Origin of the sequence: Paraglaciecola sp. MB-3u-78, from assembly GCF_002835935.1 — a bacterium.
In the GTDB taxonomy this organism is placed as follows: Bacteria; Pseudomonadota; Gammaproteobacteria; order Enterobacterales; family Alteromonadaceae; genus Paraglaciecola.
The window spans coordinates 318,753-330,774 of record NZ_PJCF01000002.1 but is presented as its reverse complement, the minus strand read 5'-3'; the positions used below and the strand labels follow the sequence as shown (position 1 = coordinate 330,774).

At 39.9% G+C, this 12,022-nt stretch carries 10 protein-coding genes and 2 tRNA genes; 6 read left to right on the top strand and 6 right to left on the bottom strand.

Features of this window, described 5'->3' with window-relative positions; all coding sequences use genetic code 11:
• Positions 1-3: 3 nt before the first annotated feature.
• The 4 genes from rsxB to CXF95_RS03245 all read right to left on the bottom strand — a co-directional run bounded on the left by rsxB (position 4) and on the right by CXF95_RS03245 (position 1,525).
• Positions 4-570 (bottom strand): electron transport complex subunit RsxB, encoded by a 567-nt coding sequence (gene rsxB, locus CXF95_RS03260; protein WP_101197364.1) that lies wholly within the window; start codon positions 568-570, stop codon positions 4-6.
• Positions 570-1,151 carry an electron transport complex subunit RsxA gene (gene rsxA, locus CXF95_RS03255; RefSeq protein ID WP_101197363.1) on the bottom strand — a complete coding sequence of 194 codons (582 nt, stop codon included), beginning with the start codon at positions 1,149-1,151 and terminating at the stop codon, positions 570-572. The genes rsxB and rsxA overlap by 1 nt, the downstream gene beginning before the upstream one ends.
• Positions 1,152-1,315: 164 nt before the next feature.
• Positions 1,316-1,392: transfer RNA gene (locus CXF95_RS03250), tRNA-Asn, on the bottom strand.
• 56 nt (positions 1,393-1,448) lie between these two features.
• Positions 1,449-1,525: transfer RNA gene (locus CXF95_RS03245), tRNA-Asn, on the bottom strand.
• A gap of 979 nt (positions 1,526-2,504) precedes the next feature.
• Here CXF95_RS03245 and CXF95_RS03240 point away from each other — a divergent pair.
• From CXF95_RS03240 to CXF95_RS03230, 3 genes are all read left to right on the top strand, one after another.
• Positions 2,505-3,881, top strand: a complete 1,377-nt coding sequence (locus tag CXF95_RS03240; protein WP_198556484.1) for an MATE family efflux transporter — start codon at positions 2,505-2,507, stop codon at positions 3,879-3,881.
• A gap of 5 nt (positions 3,882-3,886) precedes the next feature.
• Positions 3,887-5,896, top strand: coding sequence for an excinuclease ABC subunit UvrB (gene uvrB / locus CXF95_RS03235; protein WP_101197362.1), 2,010 nt, complete (start codon positions 3,887-3,889; stop codon positions 5,894-5,896).
• A 375-nt stretch (positions 5,897-6,271) separates the two neighbouring features.
• Positions 6,272-7,192, top strand: a complete 921-nt coding sequence (locus CXF95_RS03230) for a LysR family transcriptional regulator (RefSeq protein WP_101197361.1) — start codon at positions 6,272-6,274, stop codon at positions 7,190-7,192.
• A gap of 179 nt (positions 7,193-7,371) precedes the next feature.
• On the opposite strand, the gene CXF95_RS03225 is transcribed toward CXF95_RS03230, so the two are convergent.
• On the bottom strand, positions 7,372-8,883 hold the full coding sequence (locus CXF95_RS03225) for an NAD(P)/FAD-dependent oxidoreductase (RefSeq protein ID WP_101197360.1): 1,512 nt from the start codon (positions 8,881-8,883) through the stop codon (positions 7,372-7,374).
• A gap of 279 nt (positions 8,884-9,162) precedes the next feature.
• On the opposite strand from CXF95_RS03225, the gene CXF95_RS03220 reads away from it, so the two are divergent.
• Complete coding sequence (locus CXF95_RS03220) at positions 9,163-9,891, top strand: TetR/AcrR family transcriptional regulator (protein WP_101197359.1); 729 nt, start codon at positions 9,163-9,165, stop codon at positions 9,889-9,891.
• Positions 9,892-10,126: 235 nt separating this feature from the next.
• Here CXF95_RS03220 and queC read toward each other — a convergent pair whose 3' ends face one another.
• Positions 10,127-10,786 carry a 7-cyano-7-deazaguanine synthase QueC gene (gene queC, locus CXF95_RS03215; RefSeq protein ID WP_101197358.1) on the bottom strand — a complete coding sequence of 220 codons (660 nt, stop codon included), beginning with the start codon at positions 10,784-10,786 and terminating at the stop codon, positions 10,127-10,129.
• Between the two features lie 98 nt (positions 10,787-10,884).
• On the opposite strand from queC, the gene queE reads away from it, so the two are divergent.
• Together queE and CXF95_RS03205 are read left to right on the top strand one after the other, a co-directional pair.
• A complete protein-coding gene (queE, locus tag CXF95_RS03210; RefSeq protein ID WP_101197357.1) occupies positions 10,885-11,559 on the top strand; it encodes a 7-carboxy-7-deazaguanine synthase QueE in 675 nt (224 codons plus the stop codon).
• Positions 11,560-11,603: 44 nt separating this feature from the next.
• A complete protein-coding gene (locus tag CXF95_RS03205) occupies positions 11,604-12,020 on the top strand; it encodes a hypothetical protein (protein ID WP_101197356.1) in 417 nt (138 codons plus the stop codon).
• Positions 12,021-12,022: the final 2 nt, after the last annotated feature.

Here is a 12,022-nt window from a genome sequence, read left to right as displayed (position 1 = left end):
TGTCTAGCCTATTTGCTTTATAGGAATGGCATCGATATCCCAGCGCCAGGATGAGGTACTATTTGCCACCGGTATCATATCAATGCAATCAACAGGGCAGGGATCAACACATAGATCACACCCAGTACATTCGTCTACAATAACAGTGTGCATTTGTTTTGCAGCGCCTAATATGGCATCAACAGGGCAGGCCTGAATACATTTTGTACAACCTATACATTCGTCTTCACGAATGTAGGCCACCTTTTTTATATCTTCTTGACCATGTGCCGCATCTAAAGATTTAGGCTCTACACCCATAAGGTCAGCAAGTTTTTTTATGGTGACATCGCCACCTGGCGGGCATTTATTTATTTCGTCGCCATTGGCAATTGCTTCAGCATAGGGTTTGCAGCCAGGGTATCCGCATTGACCACATTGGGTTTGCGGCAGAATTTGATCAATTTGTTCGACTAAAGGATCGCTTTCAACTTTAAACTTTACCGCAGCAAAGCCAAGCACAACGCCAAAAACGAGTGCCATCAGGCCTATGGCTAATAAGGCAGTTAAAATAGCAAAACTTAGTGTCATTAAAACTTAACCAAGCCAGTAAAGCCCATAAAGGCTAAAGACATCAACCCTGCAGTAATCATACCTATAGAGGCCCCTTTAAAGGGTTTAGGTACGTCTGCGACGGCTAAACGTTCACGCATGGCGGAAAATAAAATGAGTACTAAAGAAAAACCTACAGCAGCACCGAAGCCATAAATAACAGATTCAACAAAATTATGTTCTTGGTTAATATTCAGCAGTGCTACGCCTAAGACGGCACAGTTGGTAGTGATGAGCGGTAAGAAGATACCTAACAGGCGGTATAAGGTTGGACTCGTTTTGTGCACGACCATTTCTGTGAACTGCACAACCACGGCTATTACAAGAATAAAACTCAGCGTACGTAAATAGCCGATGCCAAGTGGTAACAATATATAATGTTCAACTAGATAACTGGAAAGAGAGGCAAGCGTTAACACAAAGGTCGTGGCCATAGACATGCCAATAGCCGTTTCTAACTTCCCTGATACTCCCATAAATGGGCACAAGCCTAAAAATTGAACCAACACGAAGTTGTTCACCAGGACGGTACCAATTAATAATAGTAAGAATTCGGTCATGTAAAGTGGATATTAGCCAGGAGTTATTAATGCGCCGTTATTATCTTTATTTAAGTGACCATTAACAACTCGATATTCGAAAGTTTATTACTATAAGGTGTTTATTATTGAAATAAGAGTCGATAACTAGCGGTAATAAGTGGAGAAATACCTACACATTGAATTGGCTCCCCCTCCCCGACTCGAACAGGGGACCTGCGGATTAACAGTCCGTCGCTCTAACCAGCTGAGCTAAGGGGGAATTCAATTTCTGATTAAATATTATTCTACGAAAAATATTTAACTATCAGTATAAGTTGGCTCCCCCTCCCCGACTCGAACAGGGGACCTGCGGATTAACAGTCCGTCGCTCTAACCAGCTGAGCTAAGGGGGAACATTATACTACCGTTAAAACGCTACTTAGTTAAAAACTAGGTGGCTTTTCAACGGGGCGGAATAATAATGAGCATACCGCTCGCTGTCAACACTCAAAGTGAGGTTTTTACTATATTTTTATAAACCTTCACTCAATCTGTGCGTATTACCAACAGATATGAAAAAACGCATTTTTATTGCGTTAAAATTGTTCGATTTTAGTTTGTCTATTTGATGATACATCAAAGACTATTTTTCCAGTCCGTTATAGCTAATTGTTATTAATGATTTATTGATTACTGTATGTATTGCCAGTATTTCATGAAAGTGTAACCTTTGTCAGCCATGGATAGGTTAGTGGTCACCAACTAAAATAAAACCACACCGTGGTGTCAATGTACGCCAAATAAAGGGCGAGGGTAGTTATCCACGAAACCTGTGGATAACCTTGTGGATTAAATTGTTTAAAGTATGTGAATACTGATCAATTAAATGTCAATAGTGGAAGTTGAAATTATCAAGGTAATTTAAAAAATACATTTAAATCAAATGTTTATGGTTTTGTTGAGTTTCGCAGACAAAGAAAAACTTCGGCGTAACTTGTGTTGAATTTCTGTTGTGTGTTGTTTTTAAACAGAAATATAAAAATATATTAAAACACAGGGATTATTTTTTCATTTTGAATTGATTGTTTTTAAAACAATGAAATGATCTGAGGGTGATCCAGTGGCATAAAAGTTAAAACGTCAAAAAACAGACACTCAAGTGTATTCAAAAAGATACAACTAGTAGATGTTGAATCTTATAACAATTTCATAACATTAATGATGATAAATATAATAAAAATCAAGGAGAAATCGCGTATTATACCCATCTCTAATTCCGTACTATGACACCATTACGCATTACCGAAATTTTAAGGTTAAAATCTGTGACATGTGATTATGAGCTAGTTGACCTACTTACCCATCAATATCTGCAATTAAGAGAGAGTAATATTGACCTCAAGCACTAAAACCTCGTCCCCCCCAGATTTGCTGAATAATGATATTGCTCTAACACTGCGTAAAATGACTCTGCCTATGATAGTAGGTATGTTAGTACTTATGACGTTTGGTCTGGTAGATACCTTTTTTATTGGCATGTTAGGTACGCAACAACTTGCCGCCATCAGTTTTACTTTTCCGGTTACTTTTACGGTTATCAGTCTTAACATTGGGTTGGGCATTGGTACCTCGGCTATTATTGCTAAGTTGCTAGGTGCAGGACAACGCGACCAAGCAAAGGAGACCGCCACAGGCGCATTGATGTTAACCATGGTGCTAGCTATTGTTTTAGCAATTATCGGCGTTATGACAATGGAACCGATCTTCCGCCTGATGGGTGCTGATCAACAGCAATTAGTCTTTATTAAAGAGTATATGTTGGTGTGGTACGCAGCAGGGGTGTTTCTGGCAATGCCTATGGTGGGTAACAGTGTGTTGCGTGCTTCTGGTGATACTAAAACACCTAGCTATGTGATGGCTTTTGGTGGCCTTATCAATGTGATACTCGATCCCATACTTATCTTTGGTTGGGGCCCAGTGCCTGCCCTTGGAATACAAGGAGCGGCTATCGCCACCCTTATAGCTTGGGCAGCGGGGTTGTTTTATATTTTGTATATATTGGCTGTAAAGCGAAAATTGATTGAGCCTAAATTACTTAATTGGCAACAGTTAAAGCGCAGTACAGGGGGGATTTTAAAGATTGGATTACCTGCTGCTGGAGCAAACATGTTAACCCCCATTTCTGCGGGTATAGTCACCGCAATTGTTGCAGATTATGGACCTGAAGCGGTTGCTGCTTGGGGAGTCGGTGGTCGATTAGAATCTATTGCTAGCATAGTGGTGTTGTCTTTATCCATGTCATTGCCGCCCTTTATTAGTCAAAATTTTGGGGCAAATAATCTTGAGCGAGTAGGGCAGGCCTATAGTTTATGCGTCAAGTTTGTGATTGTATGGCAACTGTTTATTTTTGCTGTTTTGGCGCTGTTTTCAGGTTTAATTGCCAATATATTTACCGATGAGTTAAAAGTTGCCTCGACCATAATAATGTTTCTAATGATTATGCCCTTAGGGTATGGATTGCAGGGGGTGACTATTCTGACCAACTCATCCTTTAACGCAATGCATATGCCTATGTCAGCTTTATCATTAAATTTTATGCGTTTATTTGTGTTTTTTGTGCCTTTTTCTTTTTTAGGCAGTTATTGGTTTGATTTATCCGGACTTTTTTGGGCGGGAGCATTAGCGAACATTACCGTTGGCTGTATTGCTTTTATTTGGTGTAAAACCATCCTCGCCTCTCGATTTGAACAAAGTGTATTGAGTAAATAAGATTTATGAGTAGAGCATTTGAATTATCCTCCAGTTATTCGCCTGCCGGCGATCAGCCCAGAGCGATTAAAGCGTTAGTAGAAGGTCTAGATGATGGCCTAGCACGACAAATATTATTAGGTGTCACAGGTTCTGGTAAAACGTTCACTATGGCCAATGTGATTGAAAAAGTGCAGCGACCCACGTTGATATTGGCACATAATAAAACCTTAGCTGCACAGCTTTACGGTGAAATGAAAGAGTTTTTCCCAAATAATGCGGTGGAATATTTTGTTTCGTATTACGATTATTATCAGCCCGAAGCTTATGTGCCCTCGAGTGACACTTTTATTGAGAAAGATGCATCGATAAACGCACACATCGAACAAATGCGTTTATCAGCCACTAAATCCTTGATGGAAAGACGCGACGTTATTATTGTTTCTAGTGTATCGGCTATTTATGGTTTGGGCGATCCTGAGTCTTACATGAAAATGTTGGTGCATTTTCGTCAAGGGGATATCATGAATCAGCGCGATATTTTGCGTCGTTTGGTTGAAATTCAATATTCCCGTAATGATGTTGCATTCGATCGCGGCACGTTTAGAGTGCGCGGTGATGTGATTGACATATTCCCTGCTGACTCAGAACGTCATGGAATAAGAGTGGAATTGTTCGACGAAGAAGTTGAGCGCATCAGTATCTTCGATCCGCTTACTGGCGCCGTTGAGAAAACCGTGACACGGGCCACGGTTTTTCCTAAAACCCATTACGTCACACCCAGGGAAAAAATCATTGATGCCATTGAACATATTAAAGTCGAACTTAAAGAAAGGCGCGAGCAACTTAAGTCCGTTAATAAATTAGTGGAAGAGCAGCGCGTTTCACAGCGCTGTCAATTTGATATGGAAATGATGCAAGAGTTAGGTTATTGCTCAGGCATAGAAAACTATTCTCGCTACTTGTCAGGCCGAGCACCGGGCGACCCGCCGCCTACTCTTATTGATTATTTTCCAGCAGATGGCCTAATGTTTATTGATGAGTCCCACGTGACTGTTTCACAAATCGGTGCCATGTATAAAGGTGATAGGTCGCGTAAAGAAACCTTAGTGGAATATGGGTTCAGGTTACCTTCTGCTTTAGATAATAGGCCTCTAAAGTTTGAGGAGTTTGAACAAATCAGTCCGCAAACTATTTATGTATCTGCCACGCCTGGTAAATTTGAACTGGCTATTGCACCAGACGACATAGTTGAGCAACTGGTGCGTCCTACAGGTTTACTTGATCCAGAAATAGAAATACGCCCAGTAGGCACACAAGTTGATGATTTACTTTCTGAAATCCATAAGTGTGTGGCAGTTAACGAAAGAGTGCTAGTTACGACCTTAACCAAACGTATGTCTGAGGACTTAAGTGATTATATGGATGAGCACGGTGTAAAAGCCCGCTATTTACATTCAGATATTGACACTGTAGAGCGCATCGAAATTATACGCGATTTACGTATTGGTAAATTTGACGTGTTAGTTGGGATCAACTTGCTTCGAGAGGGTCTTGATATGCCAGAAGTGTCATTAGTGGCTATTCTTGATGCAGATAAAGAAGGCTTTTTACGTTCTGATAAATCACTGATTCAAACTATGGGCCGGGCAGCCCGGCACATAAATGGCCGAGCAATTTTATATGCTGATAGGATCACGGGGTCGATGCAACGGGCTATTGAAGAAACCGATAGACGTCGAGAAATACAACGGGCTTACAATCTTAAACATGGCATTACTCCTACGCAGATGAATAAACCCATTACCGACATCATGGACGTGGGTGATGGCAGTTCTGATAGTAAAGTGAAACTCAGATTAGTGGCTGAGTCGAGCAAGAAATATAATTTACTTAGCACACCGCAACTTTTGCAAAAAATTACCGAACTGGAAAAAGTGATGTTCAAAGCCGCGAAGGATTTGGAGTTTGAAAAAGCGGCGAATTTACGTGATGACATTGAAGCCTATCGGGCTCAAATTGTGAAAAACTCTTAGCTATAGGCTATGGGCAGCTAAGTTCAATCTTGGATACCGCTACATCGGTTGGCGCAACATCGGTTGGCGAATACATACAAAAGCAAAGGATTATTTACCACAGAGATCACAGAGCGTTGGGCGCCGACCTCTGCGCTACACAGAGGGAAGAATGTTAAGGTTAAATATTAGGCTGTCTTTTCGGCGAAGCCGCAATACTCATCTTCTCCTTTTCTTTGTGCCCTCTGTGGTTCAATATCTTTAATCTTTTGATGTTATCTTTTTAAAGCTAAAGCAGCTGTTTTAGCCGTTAGGCTAAATTTCCATTGTAATCCGGCTAAGCCTTTCCTACTATGTACTTTAGTATCAAGAACTATACCTATAAGTGGTGCTGTAATGTTAAATCGTCTCCAAGAATCCGATATCAAATTATTGCGTGTATTTTATGCTGTAGCCTCATGCAATGGCTTTACTGCAGCTGAGCCAGTGCTCAGGATGCAACGACCGAATATTAGCGCGGCCATTAAAAAGCTCGAAGAACGCTTAGATTTAGTATTATGCCATCGTGGTCGAGGTGGTTTTCAAATGACCAAAGAGGGCGAGGTGGTATTTCAGGAAACCAAACGAATCTTCAACTCTTTCGATAACTTTGTGTTCAACCTAAAGAGTTTGCACGATGATTATTCAGGCCACATCACACTAGTGATGATGGCGGGTTTACCTCTTTCATATCATTTGGCGGTCAGTAAATCCGTTAAAAGTACCATGAAAAAATTCAATGATATTCACGTGAATATTCAAACTCGATTGTATAACGAGGTTGAGCATGTTGCCTTATCTGGCGAATGTCATTTGGTGTTATCGACTTATGATATGGTTAAACCTGAGTCTGTCACTTTTCACCCAATTGACGTTTCGTGTAAAGGAAGACTCTATTGTGCACCTTCCCACGCTCTAGCAAAATATCGTGATGGTTTACCTGATAACGTTAAGATTGGAGACTACCCAGCAATTGGTATATCCGGCTTGTCCTCTGCCAATTACATTTCTGACGATGCACGTATGGCTATTCAAACTTTTTCTGACTCCTACGATGCTTGCCTAGCTGCGATCATGACTGGCGAATATGTGGGGCTATTACCTGATTACATACTCACAAACCAAGGAGCAGGGTTAGGGCTGGTGCCAGTAGGCAATAGTTTATTTGAATTCAGTCACGAATTATTTGTGATGAATGGCAAAAACACCCGATTAAATCCTGTGTTGAGACATTTGATTAAAGAAATCAGCTACTTTATTCAGCAAGTTGATAAGTAGGGCCCACGAGTTTATTCATCGAAACAAAATATACAGCAAAGCGACTTGCTATTTTGAGGTGACATTTACGCAACTGATGTAACGGGCAGTAATTAGCTAACTGCCATCTAATTTATCTCTACCTATGCCGCATTTATGCGGCTTTTTAATTAATATTCCCCTTGTTTCAAGTCATTATCTTAACTAGCCGTTGATTTTGGACTAAGTTGTATATCTTCTTGCGAATTAAAAAATTCGCCCGCTCGATGAAACTCTATTGCACCGTCTTGCAAAGACCCCATCTTTAAGGATAAAAAATCCAAAAAATAATTATTAAAAAGTTTCCAAGGTTTACGATCACCTTGCTTAGGTAATAAATGAATTGAACGTTTTACATAGCCAGAAGAAAAGTCCATTGCAAGTTCTGGATCCATATTAGGATTTTCTACTTTTGCCACACAGTAATCTTGATTTGACTTGCCCATATAATTAATTAAACGACATACATAAGCGTGTATTAAATCTGCTTTTAAGGTCCAAGATGCATTGGTATAACCCACAGTATTTGACATATTAGGCACTTCACTAACCATCATTCCCTTGTAACTAAAAGCGCTTGGGAAATCGACCTGCTTACCATCAACAAAAACAGGTGTGTCATTTGGGTTTTTTAAAACTAAACCGGTTGCAGTAATAACAATATCCGCTTCAAGTATAACTCCCGACTTTAATTGAATGCCGTTTTCAGTAAATTGTTCAATATGATCGGTAACCACAGAGATATTGCCTTTATTAATACCTTTGAACATATCTCCGTCGGTGACTGCACATAATCTTTCATCCCAAGGGTTATAGCTTGGCGTAAAATGTTTTTTGACCAATGATTTATCTTTGAGTTGTGACGCCACTCCTTTAAGTAATAGTTTTTTTACCATGGCTGGGCGGGTCCGGCTTAGTTTAAAAAAACCTGCACCAAAAATAATTTTTTTGGAACGCGTTAAGGCATAAGCCAGTTTTGGTGGCAGTGCCCTTTTTAACGTATTTGCGAGTTTATCTTCACTGGGTAAATTCGCCATGTAGGTTGGCGACCGCTGGAGCATCGTGACGTGTGCCGCTTTGTCTGTCATTGCCGGTACAAGTGTAACTGCCGTTGCTCCACTTCCAATCACCACCACTTTTTTATCCGAATAATCAAAATTCGTTGGCCAAAACTGTGGATGAACCACCTGACCTTTGAAGTGTTCAATACCATTAAAATCAGGAGTATAAGCTTTATCGTAGTTGTAATAACCCGAACAACCCATTACAAAGTTAGTGCGCACCTGCTGAATACTGCCATCGTTTTGTTCAACATCTAATGTCCAGCGTGCCTCTTTACTAGACCAACTAGAACTGATTAGCTTTTGTTGAAATTGAATGTGTTTCTCAATGTCATTCTCTTTAGCGGTATCTTTAACATAGTTTCGAATAGAATCACCGGGAGCAATCGACTTATCGCTTTGCCATGGTTTAAAGGAATAACCTAAGGTAAACATATCAGAATCTGAGCGCACACCTGGGTAACGAAATAGATCCCATGTGCCACCTATCTGTTCACGGCGCTCAAGAATAGTGAACGTTTTATTGGGGCAGTTTTTCTTTAAATAGTATGCAGCAGAAATACCCGACAAGCCCGCACCAACAATTACAACATCAAACTCTTGAATAGACATAAGTTACCTTTCAAATGTAATACAACTCAGCAAATACAGAAAAGCATACCTTTGGTATCCTTCAGTGGTGAAAATGATAATGCTCACATTTATTTAAGTCAAGTGACTTAAATAAAGTCGATTGACTTAATTATGATGTTTCGGCAAGATTATTACTTTTGTAAAATATATAATAACCATGTGTTTGGAGGCTGAAGAGCGCTGATAAACGCTATTTCTAAAATTACATAGCCCTTACTTCATTAGAGCTATAGCGACACCAAAGGCTAAATAAACAGCATGCAAATATCTGAAAAGCACCTTATGGTGAATGTAAAAGCTGATATAAGAGAACGCCTTCTTTTGGTAGCCATAAAGTTATTTTCAGAAAAAGGGGTAGAAGCGGTTTCTATGCGAGCAATTAACACCGCCGCTGGTACAAAAAACAAATCGGCAGTGCATTATCACTTTGGTAATAAAGCCGGTATTTTGAAAGCTATCTTTGAGTGGGTTGGCAAACAAGTTGAACTTGCAGTTCAAGATCTCTGGGTTCAAATTGAACAACGTGGAGACAAGAATGAAATGAGTGTCCAAGAGTTAATGCTGGTGCTTTATGCCCCGCTGATCCTTGTCCAACAAATACCCCTGCGTGGCAACGACATATTTAAACTATTGAGCAAATTATTACTCGATTCTAATGAAGAAACAAAATTCGCAAATGACTTATTTCAATCGCATCTGCTTGCGGTATATGAAAGGGTTGCACAACAATTACCTGAAAAAAACAAAGAGCATCTGCGTTTCCAATTAATTCATAGCGTGTTTGGATTTATTGCTGGTACTGCAATTTTAGATTCTAAAATATTAATCGACATTAAAAATGCTCGAATTGAGGACAATCAAGAAATGCTTTTTGCTTTTATTGATTTTGCTAGCGGTGGGATCTGTAATACCCAGGCAAGTCAGGGGCAAATAGATTTAGGGTTTTGGGCAAACTATTTCTCAAAACATGCTGTTTTGTTTGGGTAAGTACAACCTTTTTGCAAGCAGAGCCAGTGAAATAATAAAATGTTTTACCCATATTCTTTACACGATTAAAAACAAGCACACTTTGAATGCCAACGTTAGGGCACTCTATAATTTAGAAATCGCCAGACTTTTTTCAATCAAGATTATTCTAATTCAGTGAGAACTGGCTGAAATATCTGCAAAAAGTGTCTTCTAAAACATCCAAGTTAATCAGTAACCGAATTGAATCTCGAAGCTACCCTTCATACTCCAAAGGATCACTCACCCCATTTTCAGTAAACGCTTCCAACCTTTCCTGACAAGCCCCACATTTACCACAGGATTTTTCACGGCCGTTATAACAAGTCCAGGTTAAGTTGTAATCCAATTCCATTTTTAAGCCTGCTGTTAAAATGGCGGTTTTACTGACTGCTAGATAAGGGGTGACAATTTCGACTGCTTCATAGTTAGCTATGGCGCATACGTCATTCATTTTGTGGACGAATTCTGGGCGACAGTCTGGGTATATTGCGTGGTCGCCTGAGTGGGCGCCGAAGTAAACTTTGTTGGCATGCATTGAAACGGCATAACCTACTGCCATAGATAATAAAATCATATTGCGGTTAGGTACCACTGTGCTTTTCATGCTGTTTTCTGCGTAGTGACCTTCTGCCACGTCAATATCTGATGTGAGCGATGAACCACCAATTAGCTGGTTGATGGCTGAAATGTCGACTATTTTGTGGTGAACATGTAAAGCTTTGCAGGCTCGTGCTGCATAATCCAGTTCTTTTTTGTGTCTTTGTCCATAGTCAAAAGATAAGGCAAATACCTCTAAGCCCTGCTTAACTGCTAGGTTTAGGACGGTAAACGAGTCCATCCCTCCGGAAAAAATTACCACTACCTTTTGTGACATGGGCTTTGCTTCTTTATAATCAATTAATTGATAACGATTTTAAGCGATTTGACGGTAAATTCCCACAACAGGAATGCGTTAAACAAAAAGGAAAGTGATTGAGTTCATATAAAATTAATGAAGTGTTTGAGTCTTTGCAAGGAGAGGGCAGTTATACGGGCTTGCCATCGATTTTTGTGCGTTTGCAAGGTTGTCCTGTTGGTTGTCCATGGTGTGATACTAAACATACTTGGGTAGTGTCGCCAGAATTACAAACTACAAGGGATAAGGTGATGTCTGAAAAGGCGGAGTCAGATAGTTGGTTTGAACACACAACTGAACAGCTATTAGCCCTTTTTAACCTTCATGGTTATGTGGCCAAACATATTGTGATCACGGGGGGGGAGCCCTGTTTGTATGATTTGACTGAAATCACTAGCAGCTTAATAGCAAAAGGTTATTCGGTGCAAATTGAAACCAGCGGTACATATGAAATTATTGTGCATCCAGACACTTGGGTGACTGTTTCGCCCAAAGTGAATATGCCGGGAGGCAGAGCTGTATTAAGCAGCGCCATGCGCCGCGCAAATGAAATAAAACATCCCATAGCCATGGAGAAACATATCGAAGAGTTAGACGAAGTGTTGACCCTGTTAGGTGACCAAGCGGTTCCCAATATTTATTTACAGCCCATTAGCCAACAAAAACGTGCAACTGACCTTGCAATTAAAACTTGTATAGCGCGTAATTGGCGTCTGTCATTGCAAACTCATAAATTTATTGGGATCGAATAGCGGTCTTATGAACGTAATATGTCTCATTAAGGAATACATCATTTATGCCCATTGATTTAGAATACTTTTTGGATATTTATGCTAAAGCATTAAATACCTTTGACCCTAAAAAAGTCGCCAGTTTTTGTTTAACACCTACTATTATCATGAGTGATAAAAGTAAAAAAGTCATCACTAGCGAGTTAGAATTAGAACATGCTATTAGTCAGATGTTCGCAAACTTTAAGCAATCCGGCATTAAAACGTTTACGCCTAAATTACAGCAAACTATGCGTTTATCAGACTCGTTATTTTTCTCAAAAATGCGCTGGCAGTTTTTCAACGAACAAGATCAACTATGTTTTGGCTGTGCAACGTCATATACCTTGCAAAAAATGCCAGATAAACAACTTAAGATAATTGTGGCGGTTATTGATGATGATGAAAATAAACTTGAAACTATTTCCCCCCTTGCTGAGTGATT